The 22,884-nt window shown below is 68.7% G+C and carries 18 protein-coding genes and 1 pseudogene; 7 read left to right on the forward strand and 12 right to left on the reverse strand.

The window, feature by feature from the left end; genetic code table 11:
- Nucleotides 1-60 precede the first annotated feature (60 nt).
- The 8 genes from Pla175_RS22280 to Pla175_RS22310 form a co-directional block, all read right to left on the reverse strand.
- Nucleotides 61-465, reverse strand: a complete 405-nt coding sequence (locus tag Pla175_RS22280) for a hypothetical protein (protein WP_145290894.1) — start codon at nucleotides 463-465, stop codon at nucleotides 61-63.
- Complete coding sequence (locus Pla175_RS22285) at nucleotides 462-938, reverse strand: pilus assembly FimT family protein (protein ID WP_197527068.1); 477 nt, start codon at nucleotides 936-938, stop codon at nucleotides 462-464. The genes Pla175_RS22280 and Pla175_RS22285 overlap by 4 nt, the downstream gene beginning before the upstream one ends.
- Complete coding sequence (locus Pla175_RS26265) at nucleotides 935-1,363, reverse strand: type IV pilus modification PilV family protein (RefSeq protein WP_197527069.1); 429 nt, start codon at nucleotides 1,361-1,363, stop codon at nucleotides 935-937. The genes Pla175_RS22285 and Pla175_RS26265 overlap by 4 nt, the downstream gene beginning before the upstream one ends.
- Complete coding sequence (locus Pla175_RS22290; protein WP_145290898.1) at nucleotides 1,360-2,625, reverse strand: type II secretion system F family protein; 1,266 nt, start codon at nucleotides 2,623-2,625, stop codon at nucleotides 1,360-1,362. The genes Pla175_RS26265 and Pla175_RS22290 overlap by 4 nt, the downstream gene beginning before the upstream one ends.
- Nucleotides 2,626-2,667: 42 nt before the next feature.
- Nucleotides 2,668-3,720 carry a type II secretion system F family protein gene (locus tag Pla175_RS22295; RefSeq protein ID WP_145290900.1) on the reverse strand — a complete coding sequence of 351 codons (1,053 nt, stop codon included), beginning with the start codon at nucleotides 3,718-3,720 and terminating at the stop codon, nucleotides 2,668-2,670.
- A 7-nt stretch (nucleotides 3,721-3,727) separates the two neighbouring features.
- Nucleotides 3,728-4,765 (reverse strand): type II secretion system F family protein, encoded by a 1,038-nt coding sequence (locus Pla175_RS22300; protein ID WP_145290902.1) that lies wholly within the window; start codon nucleotides 4,763-4,765, stop codon nucleotides 3,728-3,730.
- 71 nt (nucleotides 4,766-4,836) lie between these two features.
- Nucleotides 4,837-6,027 carry a GspE/PulE family protein gene (locus Pla175_RS22305; protein WP_197527070.1) on the reverse strand — a complete coding sequence of 397 codons (1,191 nt, stop codon included), beginning with the start codon at nucleotides 6,025-6,027 and terminating at the stop codon, nucleotides 4,837-4,839.
- Nucleotides 6,009-7,454 carry an outer membrane protein assembly factor BamB family protein gene (locus Pla175_RS22310; protein WP_145290907.1) on the reverse strand — a complete coding sequence of 482 codons (1,446 nt, stop codon included), beginning with the start codon at nucleotides 7,452-7,454 and terminating at the stop codon, nucleotides 6,009-6,011. Before Pla175_RS22310 ends, Pla175_RS22305 begins: the two co-directional genes overlap by 19 nt.
- Before the next feature lie 189 nt (nucleotides 7,455-7,643).
- Between Pla175_RS22310 and Pla175_RS22315 the strand changes: the two genes are divergently transcribed.
- From Pla175_RS22315 to Pla175_RS26665, 6 genes are all read left to right on the forward strand, one after another.
- A complete protein-coding gene (locus Pla175_RS22315; RefSeq protein ID WP_145290909.1) occupies nucleotides 7,644-8,870 on the forward strand; it encodes a nickel-dependent lactate racemase family protein in 1,227 nt (408 codons plus the stop codon).
- Between the two features lie 543 nt (nucleotides 8,871-9,413).
- Nucleotides 9,414-9,794: a DUF2089 family protein gene (locus tag Pla175_RS22320; RefSeq protein ID WP_145290911.1), complete on the forward strand. Its 381-nt coding sequence runs from the start codon at nucleotides 9,414-9,416 to the stop codon at nucleotides 9,792-9,794.
- Between the two features lie 13 nt (nucleotides 9,795-9,807).
- Entirely contained in the window at nucleotides 9,808-11,043 is a 1,236-nt protein-coding gene (locus Pla175_RS22325; protein ID WP_145290913.1) for a tetratricopeptide repeat protein, read from the forward strand.
- A gap of 366 nt (nucleotides 11,044-11,409) precedes the next feature.
- Complete coding sequence (locus tag Pla175_RS22330; RefSeq protein ID WP_145290915.1) at nucleotides 11,410-13,029, forward strand: DUF4041 domain-containing protein; 1,620 nt, start codon at nucleotides 11,410-11,412, stop codon at nucleotides 13,027-13,029.
- A gap of 423 nt (nucleotides 13,030-13,452) precedes the next feature.
- The gene (locus tag Pla175_RS22335) at nucleotides 13,453-14,760 is read left to right on the forward strand and encodes a reverse transcriptase family protein (protein WP_197527071.1); all 1,308 of its coding nucleotides are present in this window, start codon (nucleotides 13,453-13,455) and stop codon (nucleotides 14,758-14,760) included.
- 309 nt (nucleotides 14,761-15,069) lie between these two features.
- A complete protein-coding gene (locus Pla175_RS26665) occupies nucleotides 15,070-15,804 on the forward strand; it encodes a peptidoglycan recognition protein family protein (RefSeq protein ID WP_145290919.1) in 735 nt (244 codons plus the stop codon).
- 263 nt (nucleotides 15,805-16,067) lie between these two features.
- Here the strand turns inward: Pla175_RS26665 and Pla175_RS22345 are convergent.
- Together Pla175_RS22345 and Pla175_RS22350 are read right to left on the reverse strand one after the other, a co-directional pair.
- Nucleotides 16,068-17,306 (reverse strand): annotated as a pseudogene (locus Pla175_RS22345) (right-handed parallel beta-helix repeat-containing protein); the annotation flags it as partial.
- 101 nt (nucleotides 17,307-17,407) lie between these two features.
- Nucleotides 17,408-18,379 carry a Gfo/Idh/MocA family protein gene (locus tag Pla175_RS22350; RefSeq protein ID WP_145290924.1) on the reverse strand — a complete coding sequence of 324 codons (972 nt, stop codon included), beginning with the start codon at nucleotides 18,377-18,379 and terminating at the stop codon, nucleotides 17,408-17,410.
- A gap of 329 nt (nucleotides 18,380-18,708) precedes the next feature.
- Between Pla175_RS22350 and Pla175_RS22355 the strand changes: the two genes are divergently transcribed.
- A complete protein-coding gene (locus tag Pla175_RS22355) occupies nucleotides 18,709-20,295 on the forward strand; it encodes an arylsulfatase (protein WP_145290926.1) in 1,587 nt (528 codons plus the stop codon).
- A gap of 16 nt (nucleotides 20,296-20,311) precedes the next feature.
- On the opposite strand, the gene Pla175_RS22360 is transcribed toward Pla175_RS22355, so the two are convergent.
- Both Pla175_RS22360 and ppsR read right to left on the reverse strand, forming a co-directional pair.
- Nucleotides 20,312-21,937 (reverse strand): aspartate:alanine exchanger family transporter, encoded by a 1,626-nt coding sequence (locus Pla175_RS22360; protein WP_145290929.1) that lies wholly within the window; start codon nucleotides 21,935-21,937, stop codon nucleotides 20,312-20,314.
- 49 nt (nucleotides 21,938-21,986) lie between these two features.
- Nucleotides 21,987-22,823 (reverse strand): pyruvate, phosphate dikinase/phosphoenolpyruvate synthase regulator, encoded by an 837-nt coding sequence (ppsR, locus tag Pla175_RS22365; protein ID WP_145290931.1) that lies wholly within the window; start codon nucleotides 22,821-22,823, stop codon nucleotides 21,987-21,989.
- Nucleotides 22,824-22,884 lie beyond the last annotated feature (61 nt).

The following is a 22,884-nucleotide window of genomic DNA, read 5'->3' on the forward strand; positions in this document are numbered from 1 at the left end:
AGGGCCTTTCTAGGCTCAAAGATTGCAAATCGACGAATCGAATACGTCTGCTGGCGGCTTTCAATCGTCTCTATCGGGCAAGGCTTCTGCGGCGAGCATCGCCCGCCGCGTGACTCGCACGCGCACAGCGTCTCCCGGCGGGATCGCCACGCGCACCGTAAGCTCGTCCTCATCAAGCTGAATCGCGACCTCGGCGTCTTCGCCGCCACGCAACTCGCTGGCCGGCACACGCCATGTCTCGCCATCATAGGCCTTGTCTAGCAAAACCTGCACGCGCGCCCGGGCAACGCCGGCCGTCGCCAGCCAGTCGGCCTGCACCTGCAAGTGGGCAAGCCGCGTCTGACGCGAGCGTCGCAGCGCCGAGGCGGTCCACGTAGAAGCGAGCGCCGCCACGACCGCCAGCACCGCGACCACGACAAAGATCGTAGCGCCACGACGGCCGACTTGGCTGGTAGCGTGCATCATGGGTCGCTCCCTGGGTTGGAGGGGGGCGCGTCGCGGCCGACCAGGCCGACGACCTCGACTTCTTGGCGTCGCTTGTGGGCTTCGCGCCGCGTTAGCCGGATCCGGAACAGGGCGCCGGCTTCAGCGGGATCGGCGTCTGCCGAGGCGCTCAACTCAGCGATACGGAACGCGCCCGCCGGACCGCCCGCCTCGAGCCGCCGGCAGACCGTGGGCAAGAAGACGTACTCCAACCGGCCGTCGAGCGTCAGCGTCTGCGACGCCTCGTCCCAGCGGGCGGCCCGGGACGCGTGCAGATCGAGCCGGATCGAGCGTGCTAGCCTGCCGAGCTCGTCCGCGGACGCCGCCTCGTGCCGCAGCCGATGGTCGACCTGCCCCAGCGAGGCGACGAGCGCCGTCGCGGTCCCCATCAGCACCGCGCTCGCGGCGATGGTCGCAATCAGCTCGATCAGCGAGAGCCCGCGGCGACGAGTCATGGCGCCTCCTCCCCGCGGAACACCCAACCCGACAGCGCCGCTTGGGTCGGCTCGGCGCCGGGGAAGTCGCGCCAGCGGAGGGTCAGCGTCACACGGCGGCTCGGCAACGGGTCGTCCTGCTCGTCGACGGCAGCGCTCAGCGCCCCGTCTGGCAGCGACGCCGGGGCGCTCGATTCCGCGGCCAGCCGCGCGACCGCTTCGGGTGAGGCGGCCTGCCATCGCGTGGTCGCTTCCTCCATCAGGTTCTGCAGCACGGCGCTGGCCTGGGTGCGGCGCTCGGCCAGCCGAGCCTGCCGATCGACGGCAAGCACCAGCCGAGTGGCCAGCACCAACAGCACGGCGAGCATCACGCCGCTGGCCGCGAGCTCGACCAGCGTGACCCCCGATCGCCGGGCGGCCGGCTGTTTGGACGCAACCCGTTTCATGTAAGCCCCTCGATCAGTTTCACCAGCGGCACGAACAGGGCGCACGCGTAGAACGCCATAAACATCCCGATGGCGATAATCACCAGGGGCAGGCCGATCTGTTGGATCAGGTCGGAACGGAAGCTGGAAGCGGTTTCTCGGCGTTGGGCGATCATCCGCAGCCCCCACGGCAGGTTGCCGGCCCGCTGCGTCGCATCGAGCAGCGGCGCCTCGGAGTCGCTGATCAAGCCGGCGTGGAAGAGCGCACTGGTCCAAGGGTCGCCGCTACGCACCAGGGCCGCGGCCCTGGCAAGCCGGCGCCGCACCACGGCGCTCGCCAAGCAAGGCGGGTCCGAAGAGAGTCGCTGCAGCGCCACGTCCAGCGGCAGCCGGTGCTCAACTGCTACCGCCAGCAACCGCAGGGCCTGGCCGCGCCGCTGAGCATAGAACCAGCGGTCGGACAACGGGCTGAGTACGTGCAGGTCCAGCGCGTAGCAGAGGCAGATGATCAGGATCACCGGCACGGCCAACAGCATCGCCGCCCCGATGACGGTCCCGATCGGCGTCGCGATCACGAAGTCGCCTAGGCCGACGAGCGACCGCGTGATCTGCGGAAGCTCGATCTCGAACTCGTCGAAGATCTTGCTAAACTCTGGGACGATCTTCAGCAGCACGAACGTAAGCACTCCCAACATGATCAGCCCGAGCGCCGCCGCGTGCATCAGGGCCGCGACGTGCCTGGTTCCGCTAGCCAGGCTCGTGTCGTGCACGCTCTCGTCGGCCACGACCGCCAGCGGGCCTCCCTGCTTGGCCAGCGCCGCGTAGCCTTGGGCGACGCGGGGGAAGGCGCGTCGGCGGCGGGCGATGGCGTCGGCCGGATCGGCCCCCGCGCGTAGATCGCCGGCAAACCGCCGGAAGGCCCTCCCCACGATCCCCCCGAAGCGGTCGGCCTGGGCGCTGGCGGCCCGCTCCAGCGGGGTTCCGCGACGGACCGCCTGGATCACGACGCCCCAGGCCGACGCACGCGCCAGCTCTCGACGGGCGACCACCAGCTCGGTGGCGTTCACCGCCAGGATCACCAGCGCCGGCGCCGCGCCAAACAGCAGCATCGCCGTCCCCGCCAGCACGCCGATGGTCGCCAACGTGCTCCCGGCCGAGCTGGCCAAACGGTACAAATCGTCGCCGGGCGCCGGCCCCCGCGCGCCGTACATCAAGCGCAGCGACGCACGCGTCGAAAGCCCAATGGCGAACATTGTCAGCGGCAAGGCGGCTAGTTCGAGCATGGCGTGGGGGGCCCGGGCGATCGTTTAGGCGATCCGCCCGTCCTAGGTCAGTCCTTCGATAAGCTTGATCAGGGGCAGCACGAACGCCAACGCCAAGATGCCGACCAGGCACACGAACGCGACCACCATCACCGGGCTGGCGGTGCGGCGGAGGAAGACGCACGCGTAGTCGAGCCTGCGAGAGTACTGCTCTGCGGCGTTGTCGAGCGCGGCCGCAACATCCCCTTCGGATTCTCCCCACCGCACCTGGGCCGCGAGCCCGCGCTCGAAGTGCAGCGACTGGTCCATGGCGCCGCTGAGCGTTTCCCCTTCCTCGACGCGTTGGGCGAGCCGGCCCGTCGCCCGCGCCACACTGCGATCCGCCAATCCCGAGGCTGCCGCACGCAACGCGTCGGGGAGCGGCGTGCGGGCGTGCAGCAGCGCAGCGGTGAGCGCCGAGAACTCCAGGTGCGAGGCGTCGACGACGGCCCCGCCTACCAGGGGCAGCCCGGTCGCTAGCCAATGAACTACGCGCGCCGTGGCCTGCGCCCGGCACGCCGCAACCAAGGCGAAAACCACGAGCAGCGCCACGAGCGTGATGGGCGCCACCTGACGGGCCGCGGCGAGTGCGAACACCGTCATGTTCGGCAACTCGAGATCGAACTCGTCGTAGACCTCTTGAAAGCCGGGCGCCACAAACACCGCCAGAAAGACGATCAGCGCCCACAGCCCGGAGAGCAACAACGTAGGATACGCCAGCGCCGCCCACAGCCGGCGGCGGCGCTGCCGGAACGTCGCCTGCTGCGACACAACCGCGGGAAGCGCCGCGGCCAAGTCGGCGCCGCGCGGCGCGCAGGCGGCGATCGCCTGGAGCGTCCGCCGCAGCCGGCGCGGCATCTCGCGGCCCGAATCCGCTACCGCCTCGGCAAGCCCCTCGCCCTGCCGCAGCCGCTGGGCCACCGCCGCCAGCGCCCGCCGATCGGCCGGCGGCAGGTCTTCTGCGATCGCGTCGAGCGCCTCGGGGAGCGGCACACGGGCCTCGGTCCACAACGCGATCCGCTCGGCGACCGATTCGGTCGAGACCTGGGGTTCGTAGGCAGCGGTCTGGTCGAGCATCGTCACGTCAGTGCCAGGCGGCGATCTCTTGCAGGGAGAAGATGTAGGGGGTCAGCATCAACAACGCGTACGCGAGCGTCACCGTGCCGCCGATGGCTACGGTGGCCGCCATCGGGAGCGTTACCGAAAGGCCCTCGGCGGCCGCCGCGGCGCGTGATTCGTACTGCTGCGCCGCGCCGCGCAGCATCCGGGGCAGCAGGTTGCTCTCGGGCGGGGTCCGTAGCGCCATGCTAACCGCCGACGGCAACGCCGCTAATGCTTCGGATTGATCGCGCACCGCCTCGCCACGCCCGATGGCGTCGGCGATCTGAGCGCACGGCGCCAGGTACGCCGGCCAGCCCGAGGCGTCGCTCGCCAGCCGCAACGACTCGGCCAGCGGGGTCCGGTGCGTCACCAGCAGGGCCAGCAGATCGGCCAGGTTCGCGGCCGCGGTCAGCCGGATCACGCGTCCCACGCCGGGGACCCACCGCAGCCAGCCCGCCTTGGCCGAGAGCGTGCGACTAGCCGCCCCAGACCGCTGCCAGCAGAACCACGCACCCAGCATCACCAGCAAAGGAAGCACAACAACCAGCGTCGCCACGAGCCCATCGCCCGCTTCCCAGCGGAAGAACTCCAGCGGGTACCGGCGATCCGGATCGATCCAGCCGTACGCCGGGATCAGCTTCTTCCCAGCAAACACCAGCAGTTGCCACGCTAGCACTACCAGGATCAACGGGTAGACCATCGCCAGCGCAACGACGTGGCGCAAATGGATAGCGCGAGCAAGCGCACGCGCGTAGTCTTCGAGCGCCGCCGGCAGCCGGCCCGACCGGACCCCCGCCTCGACCACGGCCCCGTAGGTCGCCGGCAACCGGTCCCCCTGGCTGCGCACCGCCTCGGCGAGCGACGCGCCCGCCGTCATCCGTTGGCCCAGCACGTCGGCCAACTCGGCGCCCCGGCCGCTGGCGCCGCAGAGCGCCGCTTCGATCGGCAGGCCGGCCCGTGTGAGCGCAAGCAGCTCTGCGTTGAGCGCGTGCAGGTCGTCGAGCGTTGGGGGTGGACGCATCCGGCGCCTGGGATTGAATGGAAAGCCCGCGCCCCGGATTCTAGCACAGCCCCGCCAAGCGGGCGTAGCTTCTAGCCGCGTGGCGGCTCGATCCCCAGCACGCGCACAAGCTCGGCGTGGTCGATGGCCCCCGCGTTCAGCAGCGCCTCCGCGGATTCCAACAGCGTGGTCATGCCGGCCGCCGCCGCGGCTGCTTCTACGGCGGTGCGGTCCGTCGACTCGCGGATCGCGGTCGCTGCCGCGGGCTGCTGGACGCTGAGCCCCTCGGCGATCGCGGCCCGCCCGCGTAGGCCCACGCCGTGGCACTGGGGGCAGTCGGCGCGCGGCCCTCCCTCGGCGCACGCGCACTGCGTGCGCACCAGCCGCTGGGCAACGATCGCCCGTGTGGCGCCGCGCACAACGAACGGCGGCGTCCCCATGTCAAGCAGCCGCACCACGGCCTCGGCGACGCTCGACGCGTGGAACGTGGTCACCACCAACTGCCCCGTCATCGCCGCTTGGTAGGCCAGCCGGGCGGTCTCCGGATCGCGGATCTCCCCCACCAAGATCACCTCGGGGTCTTGCCGCAACAACGACCGCAACGCCGTGGGCATGTCGAACCCGGCGTGCGGCGCCGCCTGCGATTGGGCCGCGCCGGCCACCTCGCCCTCGACCGGGTCTTCCAATGTCACCACGCTCCGGCGCCCCGCGGTGCGGCGGATCACCTCACGCAGGCACGCGTACGCGGTGGTCGTCTTGCCGCTGCCGGCCGGGCCGACGATGACGATCGCGCCGCTGGTCTGGTCGAGCGCCGCCGAGAGCACCCCCGCGGCTTCGGCCGGCAGCGCGAGCGCCGCGATCGAATCGAAGCCGCTGTCCCCCAGCGGCAGCACGCGGGCGACGACTTTCTCGCCGTGGATGGTGGGGAAGGTGCTCACGCGCACCTGCCGCCCGGGGGGGGCGTCGCGGAGCCGCCCCTCCTGCGGGCGGCTAGTCTCGTAGGTCAGCAGCTCGCACAGCACTTTGAGCCGGCCGACCACCGCCGCGGCCAGCGGCCCGGCGATCACCCCAGCGCCGTGCAGCACGCCGTCTACCCGCCACAGCGTGTGCAGCCCGTCACGCTGCGGAAGCAGGTGCAGGTCGCTGGCGCCGAGCGCGTACGTCTCGTTCAGCAGCCCCTCGACCAGCGCCGGCGCCGGTTCGGGCGAGCCCTGCGCCGCGGCGACAAGCTCGCTGAGCCGCGACTCTAACCCGGTCGGGCCGCTCACGGCTTCGCGATGCAATACAACGTGTCCTCGCTGCGCAGCAGCAGGGCGCCGTCGGCGACCGCGGGGCTCGACCAGAACCGGCCGTTGAGCTCGTTCTTGCCAAGCACTTCGAACTCCGGCTTGGGCGCCAGGACGAAGGTGGTGCCCGCTTCGTCGATGCCGAACACCTTGCCCCCCGCTTCCCACGGCGACGCCCAGAACGCGGCGCCGCCGGGGGCGCGGGTCTGGTAGGCCTTCTCACCGGTGTCGGCCTTGAGGCACACCACCTTGGCGCCGTTGCGGTCGAACAGGTAGACGAGGCCCTCGTAGATCAGCGGCGAGGCCATCGACGTGCCGTCGCGCCGCGTGGACCACAGCACCCCTTCGGACGTCGATTCGCCGCTGGCCGGGGCGACCTCGCCCGAGGCGCCCGCCTTCACGGCGAACAGCCCGCCGGGGCCGCCGCCACGGCTCGAACGGTCCTCGGTGCCGACGATCAGCAGGTCGTCGTTCCCCGTCGGCGAGGCGCAGCTTCGGCCCCCTTCGATGGTGAGCGACCACAACACCTTGCCGGTCTTCGGCTCGTAGGCCCTTACCGTCTCGCCGCCGCACACCAGCTCGGTGCGGCCCTTGTTGCGCCAGATGATCGGCGAGCACCAGTTGGTCTTTTCGGTGCGCTTGTCACGCCACCGTTCGTCGCCCGAAAGGACGTCGAGCGCCACGACGAACGAATCCTCTTCGTTGTCGATCTGCAAGAAAACGAGCCCGTCGGCCAGCGCCGGCGAGCTGGCGGTGCCCCAGTTGTTGTCCAACGGGTAGGCGCCCAGGTCTTTCTTCCACAGCAGCTCGCCGTTGAGGTCGTAGCAGACAACCCCCATCATGCCGAAGTAGGCGATCACGCGCTTGCCGTCGGACACGGGGGTCTCGGTGGCGAAGGTGTTGTCGCGGTGCGTCGGCTCGCGCGGCGCCGCTTCGATCGCGGTCTGGCGCCACAGCTCGTCGCCGGATTGCAGGTCGTAGCAGATCACCTCAAACCGCACCGGCCCGGCCGGCGCCGCGGGACGACCGCCGAAGCCGCGTCCGCCGCCCGGCCCACCGCGACCGCCGCCGCCGTTGCCGGGGCCACCGTTGCCGGGGCCGCCGTTTCCGGCACGATCGCCGCGGCGTTGGCCTTCGGGGCGCTCCTGCGGGGGCTGCGACGCCTGCGTCACCCCGGCCGGCTGCTCAACCGGCGTGGCCGAGGTGATGAACACCTTGCCCCCCACCACGATCGGCTGCGACCAGCCCGACCCGCCCGGCTTCACCTGCCAGCGGATGTTGGTCTCCTCGCCCCAGGTCTGGGGCGTCGCGCCGGCGCCGCTCAGCCCGTTGGCGTCGGGGCCTCGAAACTGCGGCCAGTCGGCCGTCGCCCAGGACGCGGTGAACAGCGTGAGCAAGCCGGCGATGCAGAACAGGCGAGACATCCGGTATCCCTCGTGGAGTTATGAAATGAGGCAGCGACACAACCTACCACGACCGGGCGAGAAAAGCCTCTCGCAAAAGAGCCAAATCGCGTAGCCGCAAGGGGCGCCTCTACTAGGCCCCTTCCCTGCAACCACGGCCATGCGCCTTTGCCAGAGATTTGTTGGCGCCTGCCGGGTAAACTGACCCACATGAAACCCCTTCCCCTGTACCGAGTTACGCAGCAGCTTGTCGAAAACCCCATCAAGGACGTCGCGGCCGAGGTCCGCCGCCAGCTCGACACGCTCGGCGCCCCGCCGCAGGGAGAGGTCGCTATCACTGTCGGCAGCCGCGGCATCGATAACCTGGCGCTGGTGACCAAGACCGCAGGCGACTGGCTCCGCGAGCGGGGCGCCAGCCCGTTTGTGGTGCCGGCGATGGGCTCGCACAACGGCGCCACGGCCGCGGGGCAGCGGGCCATGGTCGAGAGCCTCGGCGTCACCGAGGCCGCTTGCGGCATGCCCATCCGATCGAGCATGGAGTGCGTCCAGGTGGGCGAGGTCGACGCGGGCCCCGTGTGGATGGACCGCCACGCCTTCCAGTCCGCCGGCGTGCTGGCGCTCAACCGCGTGAAGCTGCACACCAGCTTTTCGGGGCCCCTGCAGAGCGGGCTGGTGAAGATGCTGGTGGTGGGGCTCGGCAAGATCCAGTCGGCACGCGTGTTTCATGAGACACCCCCGGGACAAATGAGCGCCTCCCTGGCCGCCATGGCGCGGCCGCTGCTGGCCACCGGCAAGGTCTGGGCCGGCCTGGCGCTGGTGGAAGACGGCGCCGACCACACCGCCGAGGTGCACGCCTTGGCAGCCGACCAGATTCTTGCTCGCGAGCCGGAATTGCTCGACCGCTGTCGTCACTACTTTCCTCGGCTGCCGGTGGGAACGCTCAACGTGCTGGTGGTCGAGTCGATCGGCAAGACCTACAGCGGCACCGGCATGGACCCCAACGTCGTCGGCCGCCGCGGCCCGGGGGGGCAAGCGGACACCCAAGGGACAGAAGTCCGCACCATCGCCGCGCTGCAACTCGCCGAGGCCTCGCAGGGGAACGCCACCGGCGTCGGCCTGGCCGACGTGGTCACCCAGCGCCTGCGCGACGCCATCGACAACGAAAAAACCTTGCTCAACGTCCTCACCACCGGCAGCTTCGACCGCGGCAAAGCCCCCGTCTCGCTGCCGGACGACCAGACGCTGGTCGCCACGCTCCGCGACCGCTTCGGCGACGCCCGCTGGATGTTTATCCCCAACACGCTGCACCTGGGGGTGCTGTGGACCACGGCCGACGTCGCCCAGGAACTGCGCGCCCACCCGCGGTGCCAAGTCGCGTCCGCCCCCGCCGACCTCCCGTTCCACGCCGGCCGGCTGAAGCTCGACTGGGTCGACTGAGCGGGGCCGGCTGAGCCGCTGCCGACTTGTGTCCGTTTGTCCGGTCGGTGCGGCGTTCGATTTTCGGACAAAACCCTCCCCCGCTCGTAAAACCCCGCGTTTTCCTGCCCCGCGGCCCCCCGCCGCCGCTGCTTTCGCGCTCCGACGGATCGTTTTGACCGTCGGCAGCGGACAAAAGTCCCCCGCGATCGGACAAAACTCTCCCCGCTCGCGCCGCCCCCATGCGCAGTCGCGCACCCCACGACCCCGCATTATCGGGGCAAAGGTGGCCATTTGCGAGCGAAAACGACCACCCCTCACCAAAAAGGCGGGCCGTCGGCGTCAGCCGCCGGAGCGCCTCACGGACCACGCCGTCAGAGATAGCGCCTGCACCTCGCTGGCGCCCAGGCCGGCTCCGTTTACTGCCCCTGTGCGACCTCCGGCGGCTAACGCCGACGGCTCGCCTGAGCTCGCAGCGAAACTTCTTTTTATTAAGACCATTGACTCATTGAATCAATTTTATTAACATTCAAAGCACTGCTCATCCAATTAGACCACCCTGCCATGTCCAAGCGGCTCACCAACGCCTGCCCCTACTGCGAGGGCCCGATGGCGACTACCCGCATGGCGTGCGGCAAGTGCCATGTAGCGGTTGAGGGCGCCTTCCCCGCGTCGCGGCTGGGGGACCTGCCGACCGAACACCAGCGGTTCGTTGAGCTGTTCGTGCTGTGCGGCGGCTCGCTGAAGAAGATCGCCGAGCAGGCGGGGGTGTCGTACCCCACGGTCCGGTCGCGGCTCGATCGGGTGATCGAGACGCTGCGTCAAACGATCGCTGATTCAAACGCCCCTGCGGGCGCCCCGGCCGGCGCCAAACCCGCCCCGCCCGCAGACGCGATGCCCCTCTCCGCCGAAGAAGCCGCCCGGCTCATCAAGTCGATCCAGTAACCAGCCCAACGCCATGAACCAGCCAACCAGACAAGGCTCGCCGGACCCCTCGTCGACGCATGCCGGCGCGGCCGTCGAAGACTCGACGCTCGACGCGGTCCTGAACGACTCCGACCAACTGCTCGCCGGTTCCCTTCGCGACGACCAGCGACGCCAGCAACGGCGCCGGCGTTGGGTCGTCGCTTCCTTGTTGTTTGGAGGCATCGTGATGAGTGTTCTGGCATACGTGGTCGCGGCGGCGCTGATGGCGTCGCCCGGCGCAGCGGTCGCGCAGACCGAGGGCGACCCCGCCGCACGGTCCGCCGAAGGATGGCGGCTGTGGCAGGCGCAAGAGTTTGGCCCCGCCCAGCAGCAGTTCGAGATGGCGGTCGAGCTCGACCCCAAGGCGGCCGACGCCTGGAACGGCCTCGGCTGGTCGCGCTTCAACGGCGGCGACGCCGAGGGCGCCGTCCCGGCCTTCGAGAAGTGCGTCGAGCTCGAGCCGCGACACCCCGCGGCGCTCAACGGCCTGGGACAGATCTATTTGATGTGGCGCGACTACGACCGGGCCGAGACGTACCTCAAGAAGGCGTCGCCGCAGGCGTCCGCCGCGTGGTTCGGCCTCGCAAGGCTTTACCTGCTGACGGGCGACTACCCGCAGGCGCAGCGTTGGGCCCGCAAGGCGCTCGCTCAGTCGCCCACGGACGAGGGGCTCAAGCGCATCATCGCAGCGGCCCGCGCCAAGCAGGTCGACCCCGACCTGCGGGCGATGCTCGAAGGCCCCGGCCGACCCGACGCCGCCGCCAAGAGCGTCGGCGAGGGGTGGCGGTTGATGAACACCGGCAAGCGGCCCGAAGCCATCAAGCTGTTCCGAGACATCATCGCCCAAGACGACCAATCAGCCACCGCCTGGAACGGCCTCGGCTGGGCGCTGATGGGCTCGGGCGAAGTCGCCGAAGCCAAGGCCGCGTTCGAGGCGTGCTTGGAGCTCGACGCGGACGCGCTGGGCGCGATGAACGGCCTGGCCCGCTGCTTGTACGCAGACGACCAACTCGACGAGGCGGTCGCCCTGTGGCTCAAGATGCACGCCAAGGCGCCGGCCGGCTCCGCCGCCTCGGTCGGCCTAGCCGGCGCGTACATGGAGCAGGGCGAACCCGCCAAGGCGGTCCCCTACTACCGCGAGCTGGTCAAAGCCGTCCCCGACAGCCAAGCGTTCCGCGACGGGCTGAAAGCCGCCCAAGCGGCCGCGGATGAGTCGAAGAGCGAGTGAGAATGGGGGCCGACGACGGAGCGATTGAGGCGATTTGGGCTAGTATACAAAGCGCCCCACCACATCACGCCGCCGACCACCCGACGCTACCGAAAAACTAATCCCTGCGGCCAGCGCACGCTAGCCGGGCGCCGGTTGCGGGGATTTTCTTGCGCCTCCCAAACTTCTTCGCAAAACCCCGTACGGCATGATGCGCGACAACCGTCAAAGTCCCCGCCATACGACTTACCTATCCATCAAGAGCCCATGCTGATCGCAAATGGCACTTTTGCGTCCGCGGAAACGCTGGAATCCAATAGATCTAGGTTGATATACTGACCTCGGAGCTGCCAATTGCCGCAGCCTGGATCGGTCGGAGACTTCAGAATGCTTACGACTCTCAGTGTCGCGTGCGCAATCCTCCTCGCAGTCGTGGCAGGGCTCACATTCCTGACCCTATCCGCGCGACGATCGCTATCGCATTTTGCAGCGATTTCGGATGTGGAAGCATATCGCGACGAGTGCCAAAGTCAGGCCGAAACAGCAGTCCAGCAGCAGCTTGCGGCCCAGGCTGCGTTGCAACAATCCCAAGCGACAGTATCCGAACTGCAAACAACTATCACCAACTACCGCCAAGCGGTTGGTGATTTCAAATCGGTCCATGAGCTCCGTAGCCAGTTGAAGACGCTTCGCGCGTTCTACGAAGGCTGCAAAACGCTGCAAGAGCTCACTGCCAAAATCGAGTATCACAAGAACCTTGGCGATCAATATGTCCAGGACATAACGTCACTGGGATTCGTAGCGGACCAGGCCCGCAAGGCGGGCAATCTTTCGGAACAGGTTAAGTCACTAAAAGAGACCATAGCAAGACTGCGTCAGGAGGTCGAAGTCGTCGAAGAGCAAAAAACCCTTCAAGAGTTCGGCTTCTATCGATCTAAGTACGACTTTGAGAATTCAGATCGATTCAAACAGCGTCTCGACAGGATCCGCAGCGATCAGAAGGCAATGATCAAGGCAGAATCAGCGGCCAGTTGCGCGACGGAGTGGACCGTAGAAGGAAGCAAGACCAAAGGAAGAAAGATGGTGAAGGACAAGATCAAGCTCTTGCTCCGTGCCTTCAATGGAGAATGCGACGCTGCGATTTCGAAGGTCAAGTACAACAATGCTACCGCACTTGAAAAGCGGATCAACACATCGTTTGTGCAGATCAACAAGATGGGCGAAGTCAACCAAGTAACTCTGTCACCTGAGTACCTGAACCTCAAGCTGCAGGAACTTTTTCTTAGCCACGAGTACCGCGAGAAGCAGGAGCAGGAGAAAGAGGAGCAGCGGCAGATTAGGCGGCAAATGGACGAAGAGAAGAAGGTTGAGGCAGAAATCGATCGAGCGCGAAAGGAAGCTGAGCGAGACGAGGCGACGAAGCGGACAGCCCTTGAGCGAGCCCGTGCAGAGCTTTTCGCGCGAGAAGGCGCCAATGCCGCGAAACTAGAAGAACTGGTCGCAAAGCTAGAGAGCGAACTAAGTGAGGCTATCGATCGAAAGGCGAAAGCAATCGCCCGCGCTCAACTTACCCGCTCGGGACATGTCTACGTCCTTTCGAACATCGGGTCATTCGGCGAGAACGTATTCAAGATTGGCATGACACGTCGTCTTGAGCCACAAGAGCGGGTCAAAGAGCTGGGAAGCGCCTCTGTTCCATTCATGTTCGATGTTCACGCGATGATCTACAGCGAAGACGCACCCGACTTGGAGACGCGACTTCATCGCAGATTCGCTGACCGCCGCGTCAACTTGGTTAATCATCGAAAGGAGTTTTTCAATGTGACGTTGGAGGAGATTCGGGTAGCCGTCGCCGAAAATCATGGCGAAGTTACTTTCATGCTCGACTGTGACGCGGAGGAGTATAGCAAAACAAGATCGCTGTTGGCTGAACGAGAGTACGCCACGGGATCCGGCGCTTCTCTACCAAATACTTTTAGACCGAGGATCGCCTCCGTCGGCGTCTAGCGACCTATTGCCACCCGTAGTATGGCGAGCAGGCCGAATTCCCGAGCGGTCTCGGCAAGCGCTGCGGCCTTCCGAGCGTCGGTACTGAATCTCATGGCACAGTCAATGTAGCCCTCTCGTGCCACACGCGGCCTACGTACGCGATGCTGCTCTCTGCCTAACGCGAGGCGTCGCGGCCGACCCCGCGCCCGCGTGAGTTGCTATACTGCCCCCATCAGCGGCGGGGCGTTCCAAGCTCGTTGAGATTGGAGGTCCGTCTTCGTCTCGACTCTCTGGGGTTACCCCAGGGCAATATGAAGGGTTCGTGATTCGTCGCGTGAGGTGCGATGCGCTGCTACGCATCATTCCTCACGCCAGACCAGACTCGTTGGGGCGCCCTGCCGCTGTTGTTCGATGCGTCCCGGTCACTCTACCGCCGTTGCGTTGGCAACCGCGTTCGTTGCGGGGCCGCTGGAGGTCGACCCTCTGGTAGACCGCGGCGCCCACGTGCTCGGCGGCCGGCCCCGCTGGCTCCGGCCGTTGGCGCGGCGTGTGGCTGCTAGGTTCGGCGACCAGACCCGGCCGCGCGTGACCGCGGTGGCGCGGTTCCTGCTGGCGGACCGGGCGCTGCTGCGGGCCGCGTTAACCTGCCAGATCCAACCCGGCGCGGGTCTGGGGCTAACGCCCGAGATGGCGCCCCTCGGGCCCGCCGCGCGGTGGCGGACGCCCTCATTGTGCAACACCCGGGAGCTAGCGGGCTGGCTAGGGCTGCCCGTCGGCGAGCTGGAGTGGTTTGCCGACCTCCGGTCGCTGGAAAGCCGGCAGCGCGAGGGGCCCCTGCGTCACTACCACTACCGGCCGCTGACCAAGCGGTTCGGGCAGACCCGTTTGATCGAGGCGCCCAAGCCGCGGCTCAAAGCCATTCAGCGGGTGATTTTAGCGGAGCTGCTCGACCACGTCCCGCCGCACCCGTCTGCGCACGGGTTCTGCCGCGGCGGGTCGGTGCGAACGTTCGCCGCGCCGCACGCGGGGCGGCCGGTGGTGCTGAAGATCGACCTCGAAGACTTCTTCCCGTCGATCGCCGCGGCGCGGGTACGGGCGCTGCTGCGTGCGATCGGCTACCCCGAGCGCGTGGCCGACCTGCTGGCGGGGCTGTGCACCAACGCCGTTCCGCCCGACGTATGGAAAGAAGCAGGCGCGCCCGCCACTGGGCACGCCGACCGCCAACTCAGGCGCTACGCCCAGCCCCACCTGCCGCAGGGGGCGCCCACCTCGCCGGCGCTGGCCAACCTGTGCGCGTACCGGCTCGACTGCCGTCTGGCGGGGCTCGCCGAGGCGGCCGGGGGGGTCTACACGCGCTACGCAGACGACCTGGCCTTCAGCGGCGGCGACGCGTTTGCCCGCTGCGTCGGCCGGTTCCAGACCCACGTGTGCGCCACCGCGATGGAAGAGGGCTTCGCGGTCAACCACTACAAGACGCGCGTGATGCGCCGCGGTCAGAGGCAGCAGATCGCTGGCCTGGTAGTGAACCACCGCCCCGGCGTTGCCCGTGATCAGCGCGACCGGCTGCGCGCTACGCTCACCAACTGCGTCCGCCACGGCCCCGCAAGCCAGAACCGAGAGGCGCACGCCGACTTCCGCGCCCACCTCAACGGGCGGGTGGCGTTTGTAGAGATGGTGAGCCCGGAGCAGGGGCAACGCCTGCGGCGGTTGTTTGAGGAGATCCGTTGGGAGGCGGGGTGCGGAGTGTAGCGCGTTGGCGAACGTTCAGCAGAACTCAGGCCCGGAGGGCCGGCGGCGTATAGCCAGGGGCGCAAGCCCCTGGAATCGGCGCATGTGAAACAGAGAAGCCCCGGAGGGGCGACGGCGCGTGGCATGACGACGCGCCGTCGCCGCTGCGGGGCTTTGTTTGTCGTTCGTTCGGCTGTCCAGGGGCTCGCGCCCCTGGCTATACGCCGACGCCCCTCCGCGGCTTGTTCCGCGGGCCCGCGGTCATTGAGTTAGGATGGACCGTTCTGCTTGACGCGACATCGTGATACCCCGGACCGACGGCTGCCACCCATGAATCATTTCACCCTCCCGAGCCTCATCGCCGTCGTGCTGGTCGCGGCGCCCTTCTGCCGGGGCGCCGGGCCGGCGTCGCGTACGCCGGTCGCGCCGCCGCCGAAGGTGGTTGCTGCCCAGGAGTGGGGATCGCGACCCGACCCGATCGGCGACGAGCGGCGGCACACGCCCACGTATGTGACGCTCCACCACGCCGGGGTGTTGTGGACCGACGACCGCGACCCAGTGGAGTTTGTCCGCAACATGCAGGCGTGGGGCAAGCGGCGGCCGGAGATTGAAGAGCCGCCACGCAACACCTACTGGCCCGACCTCCCCTACCACTTCATGATCGCCCCCGACGGACGCATCTTCGAGGGGCGGCCGCTGGAGTACGAGCCGGAATCGAACACCAAGTACGCGCTGGCGGGCCACATCGGCGTCGAGCTGATGGGCAACCTCGACGCCCAGCGGCCCAGCGCCGCGCAGGTGGAGTCGTCTGTGCTGCTGGTCGCTTGGCTGCTCGACAGGTACGGCCTGCCGCTGGAGGCGATCAGCACGCACGGCAAGGTGGCCCAGGGCCAGACGGGCTGCCCGGGGCGGGACTTCGCCCGCTACTTCGAGGGGGCGCCGCGGCCGTTCGACGCGTGGGTCGGGCGCGTGCTGCGCGGCGACCCGCCGGGGATTGAACTCGGCCCGCCGCTGGAGGAAGGGCCCACGGAGCTGATCACCGAAACCAAGCGCCCGGCGAAGTGAAGCCGAACGCCCAGCGTGGCGCCGCAGGCGGTGAGCAGCAGCGGCCACGCAGCGGGCTCGGGGACGCCGCCCCCCGTGGCTCCGCTAGCGGCGCCGAACTGCGCCTTCCAGGCGTCGTACTGCCCTTGGCCGACGGCGCCCCCCGTGTCGTCGTTCGGTAGACGGCCCGTTTGCCCAACCGCGTCGCGCCACGTGGTGTAGTCGGCGGCGTCTACCGCGCCGTCGTTGTTGTAGTCGCCGATCCGCAGCCACTCGTAGGCGCCGATGTCGGCCGCCGCGCCGGTGTCGCGGAGGGCGCCGCGGAGGTCGGTCGCCGGCGCCTGGGCGTTCCAGCCGGCGTCGCGTGCCGGGGAGGCGGCTTTGAGGCGGTAGTCGCCGGCCGCTGGGTCGACGAACAGGTCGGCCGCGGTGGATACGAAGGAGTGGGAGTCGCCGCCGGTGAGCGTCCGCCACTGTGCGAGCGTTCGTACTGAGTCGCCGCCGTCCGTGGTGAACCGGTCAAGGACGACGTTGTGGTCGCTCGACAAGCCCGCGAGGCTGTCGGGCGAGGCGTCGATGGCGCCCCGGAAGGGGTGCTCGCTGAGGAGGATATTGTTGGCGACGGTGGTGTTCGTGGCGCCGTCCTGCAGGTTGAGCGCCCAACGCGCGTCGGAGGCTTGGAGGATGGTGTTGTTCGCCACCACGTTGCCGGTGGACGGCAGGGCGCCGTCGATCTGGTAGAGCGAGACGCCGCTGGCGTGGTTGTTGTAGAGCAGGTTGTTCTCAACGCGCGAGTTGATGACGCCGTCCATATTGATGCCGCTGCCGCCGCCGAGGCCGTTGTCGTAGATGATGTTGCCGGAGATAATCGCCCCCTCGATCACGCCGTCGAGCCCAGAGTTGACGTCGGAGTTGACGTGGATGCCGTTGGCGCGGTTGCCCCACACCCGGTTGTTGCGGATGACGGGGCGGTCGCCGCTGTTGCCGACGTAGATGCCGTGCTCGTCGATCGAGCCCGACGTGCGGTTGTTCTCGATCAGCAGGTCGTCAACAAACCCGGTGAGGATGCCCCACTTGCCGTTGTCGGTGCTGGTGACGTTGCGGATGGCGACGTGCTGGGCGAACGACTGAGCGCCGCCGCTGAACGGCCCGACCGTCCGCACGCCGGCCCGCGGCATGCCCACCACCTCGAAGCCGTCGATCACCACGTGTGAGGCGCCCTCGAGGTTGATGCCGTCAGGCGTGGTGGGGTTGCGCGTCGAGATCACCGCACCGGCCTCTGCGACGAACTCGATGGGCATCCCCGCGGCGCCGCCGTGGTTGAGGTGGAACCCGACGTACTCGCCCTGGCGGACCGTCACCCGGTCGCCCGGCCCCACCTGGTCGGCCGCCTGCTGCAGCGTGAGCCACGGCTGCGCCGCCGAACCGGGGTTGGCGTCGCTGCCGGCGGGGTCAACAAAGTACTGTGCTGCCATCGCCGGCGTGCAGCACGTGGCGAGCAGGACGATGGTGGATCGAAACATGGTTGGTCTCCTTGCCAGACGACTAAGGTTCACCGTTCATTCCGGCCGACATCCGACAAACACCACAAGCGTAGTCCACTCGCTTTGCGAACGGCCTACACTCACAAACCCGCGTCTTCGTACGCCATCTGTATCGCGTCGCTTGTTTGTTTGCCGATCTGGCCGCTGACCGTGGGGGCTCGGCCCCGCAGCAGCGCCGCGACAAAGTCCGCCACCAGCGGGGCGTGCAGGTTGCCTGCTGGGGGGTGCGCCTCGTGCGTTTGGCCGGCGGCGGTGTAGAGCGTCAGGTCGCCGGCGTTGAGGTCTTCGACCACGACGCGGCCGTCTGTGCCGATGATCTCCAGTCGGTCTGGCGCATCGACCGTGCCGAAGTAGCACTGCAGCACGCCTTGGGCGCCGTGGGCGAACCGCATGATGAGCGTCGCGGCCTGTTCGGCCTCGTAGTCGGGTGAGTCGATCACGCTTGCCTTGACGCCGTGGACCTCGCCCAGCAGATGCAAGAACAGGTCGATGCGGTGGCTGCCGATGTCCATCAGCGGCCCGCCGCCGCCGCGCGACCGCTGCACCCGCCAGTCGTCGGCCCCGAAGCGGTTGGGGTTGCCGGTGACGCACGCGACCGACAGCACGCGGCCAAGTCGCCCCGACTGGATGAGCGCCCGGGCCCGCTGCACCACCGGGTAGAACCGCCGGTAGTAGGCGACGCCCAGCGTGACGCCGGCCCCATCACGGGCTTCTGCGCAGGCCGACAGCATCTGCTGGCACTCGGCCGGATCGAGGGCCATCGGCTTCTCGACCAGCACGTGCTTGCCGGCGCGGGCGGCCGCCAGGGTCTGCGGCAGGTGGCAGTCGACCGGCGTCGCGATGTACACGGCGTCTACCTCCGGCGAAGCGGCCAGGAGTTCGGCCCGCGTAAACCGGCCGGGCGCGGCGAACTCGTCGGCGAACCGGTGCAGCAGCGGCTCGTTGCGTCGGCACACGGCTGCCAGCCGCGAGTTGGGATCGTCTCTGATCGCCGCGGCGACGCGTTTGTTGGCGATGTCGCCCGCGCCGATCAACCCCCATCGAATCGTCATCGCGGCGTCCTGCTTGGGCGTGCGGTGTGTGAGTGCGTGCGATCGGCATTGGGCCCCCCGCGCCTGCCTCCGGGTCAGGGTCAGGTTACCCAGCGGTGCGGCGGAGATTCTAGGCGCCGGCCAGAGCCAAGGCCGGGCCGCCGCTACGCGGTTTGCTTCGGGCACGCACGCTCGACCATAATGAGCCTCCTGCAAGGTCCCGCCGGGCGAAGCCCGCGGTACGGCGTGGACAGCCTCCGCTGGTCGCGGCTCGGACTCCTTCTTCACCCTACTCGCTTAGATCGTCGCGTCCGCATCACCGCGGGCGCCGACCTGCCCGGAGAATTGCGATGGCGGACGATCGTTGGTTAAGGACGCTACGCGGCCCCGTGTTGGGCCTGGCTTCCGCGCTACTGCTGTTTGCCGGCTGGGGCGGCGGCTGCTGCGCGGGGGCCCCGAACATCGTGCTCATCTTGTGCGACGACATGGGGTGGTCCGACCTGGGCTGCTACGGAGGCGAGGTTGAGACCCCCAACCTCGACCGGCTGGCCGGCCAGGGGATGCGGTTCACCCAGTTCTACAACAACGCCAAGTGCACCACGACACGGGCCTCGCTGATCACCGGCCTGTACCCCCGGCCCGACGGCCAGCGGCTGCTGCATCGCAACATGGTCACGCTGGGGGAAGTGATGGCGGACGCAGGCTACCGCACCGCGCTGTGCGGCAAGTGGCACCTGGGCCGCTCGCCGTCGGAGCACCCCTCGGACCGCGGGTTCCAGGAGTACTACGGGCTGCTGGACGGCGCGTGCAACTTCTTTGATCCGTCGATCGCCGACCCGCCGTACAAGGGGGGCGGCACGCGCTACTTTGCCCACAACCATCAGCGGATCACGTCGTTCCCCGAAGACTTCTACACCACCGACGCGTTCACCGACCACGCGATCGCCACGGTGCGGCGTTTCGCCGAGGGGGACGCCCCCTTCTTCCTGCACCTGTGCTACAACGCGCCGCACTACCCGCTGCACGCCCCGCCGGAAGACATCGCCAAGTACCGCGGGCGGTTCCTCGACGGCTGGGACACCATGCGCGAGCGCCGGTTCGCCCGCCAGAAAGAACTGGGGCTGACGGACGACGCCTGGCGGCTCTCGGGGCGTGACTCGCAGGCCTACGACTGGGAGACCGCGGACCACCAGTTCGAAGACCTGCGGATGGCGGTCTACGCCGCGATGATCGACCGCATGGACCAGAACATCGGCCGGCTGCTGGCGACGCTCGACGAGCTGGGCGAGACCGACAACACGCTGATCTTGTTCTTGGCGGACAACGGCGGCTGCGCCGAGGAGCCGGGGGGACGCGACCCGGCCCTCCGCCACCCGGGGCCGAAGGACGACTACGTGGCGGTGGGCCCCGCGTGGGGCTGGGCCCAGAACGCGCCGTTCCGCCGCTACAAGGTGTGGATGCACGAGGGGGGGATTTGCACGCCGCTGATCGTGAAGTGGCCCGGCCAAGTCGCCGAGGGCGCCATCACTTCGCAGCCGGCCCACATTATCGACCTGCTGCCGACGTGCCTCGACGTCGCCGGGGGCGCCTACCCCGCCGAGCGCCACGGCCACACCATCTTGCCCGTGGAGGGCAAGTCGCTGGCGCCGATCTTTGCCGGCGAGCAGCGCACGCCGCACGATCAGCTTTGCTGGAGCTTCGCCGGGAACGCCGCCATCCGCCAAGGGGACTGGAAGCTGGTGTTCGACAAGCTCACCAAGGCGTGGGAGCTGTTCGACCTGAGCAGCGACCGCACCGAGATGAACAACCTGGCCAGCGGCGCGCCGGGCCGCGCGGCGCGGATGGCTGCGGACTACAACGCCTGGGCGGCCGCAACGGGCAACCAGAAGCACCCCGGCCCCAAACCGGCGCCGGCCGGCGCAGCCGCGGACCGGTGAAAAGCGCGCACGCCCCCTACGGTGACCCGGTCAGCAACGGCAGCGCCCAACCGATCAGCGGCGTGAGCACCGACACGGCCACCAACGCCATCGGGTAGACGGCCACGTACGCGGTCGCCGGCGCGGGGGAGTTGGCCAGCCGGCTCACCACGCCCAGCCCCGGCGTGCAGGTCATCGCTCCGCACACGGCGCCGAGCGAACGCAGCGCGTCCCAACCCGCCGCGTAGCGGGCGATGCAGAACGCGGCCAGCAGCGGCAGCAGCGTCACCAACGCGCCGGCCGCAAGCATCGCCGGGCCTTGGGCCGAGACGACGCTCCAGAAGCTGGCGCCCGCCCCCACGCCGGCGCTGGCCAGGAACAAGATCAGCCCCGCCTCGTTCATCAGCCCGCGGGCGGCGATCGGCATGCGGAAGTTCAGCGGGCCGATCCGGCCGAAGTGCCCGGCGATCAGCCCGGCCAGCAGCGGCCCGCCCGCCAGCCCCAGCGTGGGGGCGAACCCCTCGATCCCGGGCACGGGGATGGGCACGTGGCCGATCGCGATGCCGGCCAGCAGCCCCACGCACAGCGGCAGGAAGCGGGTGTCGTGGATCCGCTCGGGGCGGTGGCCGATCTGCGTGACCAGCCGCTTGCAGTCGTCGATGTCGCCCACCACGCGCAGCTCGTCGCCGAACTCCAGGCACATGTCGCCCCTGGGGACAAACTCGAGGTCGTCTCGCCAGAGCCGCGTGATGGTCACCCCGAAGCGTTCCCGGAAACCCAGCTCGCGTAGCGACTGGCCGCAGAGCGACTCTTCGGTGACCACCACCCGCGCGTCGGAGATCACCGACTTGGGGGGCCGGAAGTCGTCTCGCCTCGGCCCCAGCACGACCTCGATCTTGCCGAGGTCGGCCGCGGCGCCCACCACCCTCAGGTACTGGCCGATCGCTAGGTGCGTTTCGCCCTGCGGCGAGAGCGAGGCGTAGCGGTCGAGGACCCGCGACACGTTGGCGCCGTCGCCCAGGATCGACTCGACCTGCGCCAGCGTCTTGCCGTTGACCTGGGGGTTGGTGATCTCGAACCACGCCGCCTCGATCGGGGGCGCGGCGTCGGCGTTGCGGGCCGCCTCCGCCTCGTGCTCCCAGTCGATCCGCAGCAGCCGGGGGACGACCTGCACGAACAGGATGACGCCGATCACCCCCAGCGGGTAGGCGACGCCGAAGCCGACAGAAATATGCGGGTCGTTGTACACCTGCAACGAAGCCGCCAGCGCCGGGGTCGACGTCAGCGCCCCGGCGTACAGCCCCATCGCGATCGCGCGGTCGAGCCCCAGCATCGTCGCGCCGGCGATCGCCGCCCCCCAAGCGGTGAGCAGCGTCACGCCGGTCAGCAGCAGCAGCGTCGGCCCGTGCCGGAGGATCGACCTGAGGAAGTGCGGCCCCGCCTGCAGCCCGACGGAGTAGACAAACAACGTCACCCCCAGTTGCCCCACCAGCGGCGGCAGCGATACCCCGAGGTGCCCCAACGCCATGCCCACAAACAGCACGCCGGACGTGCCCAGCGCGACCCCCCAAAGCCGCACGGCGCCCAGCGCCACGCCGAGCGCGGCGATCGCGGCGAGCGCCATCAGCGGGTCCGCCTGCAAGAGGGACAGGGCGTGCTGCATGGCGGGGCCGTTGGCGGGGGGAGCGGGGGGGGCCGACCGGCGCGCGGGGCTACCGGGTCGGAAGTTTCAGTAGTTCTATGATCTGGGCGGCCGTCTTTTCAATCGTCGACCCCGCTACGTTCACCACCGGCCAGCCGCGGCGGCGGTACTCGGCCTCGGCCTCCATCACCTCGCGGCGCACCGCGGGCAGGTCGTCGTAGTCGGTATGCTCCATCCCCATCTCATCGGCCCGGTCGCTGCGGATGGCCTGCAGCAGCTTGGGCTGCGTGGTGAGGGCCACGATCTTCTTCTGGCTGATCTTGGCCAGCTCGGGTGGAAAACCGGTCTGCGGCGAGATCGAGACGTTGGCCGTCTTGTACCCCCGCGACGCCAGGTAGAGCGTGGTGGGGCTTTTGCTCACGCGGCTCACCCCCACGATCACGATCTCGGCCGCCCGCAGCGTGGGGAGCCCCAGCCCGTCGTCGTGCTGCAGGGCGAACTCCATCGCCTCGATCCGCTGCCCGTAGGCCATGTCGACCTGGTGCAGCCGGGACAGGTCGTTCTCCGGAAGCTGCCCCACACAGGTCGAGATAAAGTCGATCAGCGGGCCGGTGGCGTCGAACTCCGGGATCGACCGGGGCACACACCAGCGCTTGATGCGACGCTTCGACTCGTCGCTGGGCAGGGCGTGGATCACGATCGAGCGCGGCCCATCGGCGGCGGCCAGCGCGGCCTGCAGCCGGGCCTCGCTGTCGACCAGCGGGTGGTCAACGATCTTGATCGTCGCGTTGGGGAACTGCCCCGCGGCGATCCCCAGCATGCGGTGGACCAAGTCGCCGGTCGCGCCGGCGATCAGGTGCGCCGTGTAAGAGTTCTTGGCCGCAGCAGCGGCTTTCTTTCGGGCCATTACTTGCCATCAGGTAGGTCAGGCCGTGCCTGACGCAGCGGGGGAATATCGAGTCGCGTCG

It is taken from the genome of Pirellulimonas nuda (assembly GCF_007750855.1).
Taxonomy (GTDB): Bacteria; Planctomycetota; Planctomycetia; order Pirellulales; family Lacipirellulaceae; genus Pirellulimonas; species Pirellulimonas nuda.

Bases quoted from the DNA above. Each gene is read 5' to 3' on its own strand.
- Pla175_RS22310 (WP_145290907.1), bottom strand. From the start codon at position 7,454: ATGTCTCGCCTGTTCTGCATCGCCGGCTTGCTCACGCTGTTCACCGCG.
- Pla175_RS22350 (WP_145290924.1), bottom strand. From the start codon at position 18,379: ATGACGATTCGATGGGGGTTGATCGGCGCGGGCGACATCGCCAACAAA.
- Pla175_RS22320 (WP_145290911.1), top strand. From the start codon at position 9,414: ATGTCCAAGCGGCTCACCAACGCCTGCCCCTACTGCGAGGGCCCGATG.
- ppsR (WP_145290931.1), bottom strand. From the start codon at position 22,823: ATGGCCCGAAAGAAAGCCGCTGCTGCGGCCAAGAACTCTTACACGGCG.
- Pla175_RS22280 (WP_145290894.1), bottom strand. From the start codon at position 465: ATGATGCACGCTACCAGCCAAGTCGGCCGTCGTGGCGCTACGATCTTT.
- Pla175_RS22285 (WP_197527068.1), bottom strand. From the start codon at position 938: ATGACTCGTCGCCGCGGGCTCTCGCTGATCGAGCTGATTGCGACCATC.
- Pla175_RS22295 (WP_145290900.1), bottom strand. From the start codon at position 3,720: ATGCTCGACCAGACCGCTGCCTACGAACCCCAGGTCTCGACCGAATCG.
- Pla175_RS22300 (WP_145290902.1), bottom strand. From the start codon at position 4,765: ATGCGTCCACCCCCAACGCTCGACGACCTGCACGCGCTCAACGCAGAG.
- Pla175_RS22330 (WP_145290915.1), top strand. From the start codon at position 11,410: ATGCTTACGACTCTCAGTGTCGCGTGCGCAATCCTCCTCGCAGTCGTG.
- Pla175_RS22360 (WP_145290929.1), bottom strand. From the start codon at position 21,937: ATGCAGCACGCCCTGTCCCTCTTGCAGGCGGACCCGCTGATGGCGCTC.
- Pla175_RS26665 (WP_145290919.1), top strand. From the start codon at position 15,070: ATGAATCATTTCACCCTCCCGAGCCTCATCGCCGTCGTGCTGGTCGCG.
- Pla175_RS22325 (WP_145290913.1), top strand. From the start codon at position 9,808: ATGAACCAGCCAACCAGACAAGGCTCGCCGGACCCCTCGTCGACGCAT.
- Pla175_RS26265 (WP_197527069.1), bottom strand. From the start codon at position 1,363: ATGAAACGGGTTGCGTCCAAACAGCCGGCCGCCCGGCGATCGGGGGTC.
- Pla175_RS22315 (WP_145290909.1), top strand. From the start codon at position 7,644: ATGAAACCCCTTCCCCTGTACCGAGTTACGCAGCAGCTTGTCGAAAAC.
- Pla175_RS22355 (WP_145290926.1), top strand. From the start codon at position 18,709: ATGGCGGACGATCGTTGGTTAAGGACGCTACGCGGCCCCGTGTTGGGC.
- Pla175_RS22290 (WP_145290898.1), bottom strand. From the start codon at position 2,625: ATGCTCGAACTAGCCGCCTTGCCGCTGACAATGTTCGCCATTGGGCTT.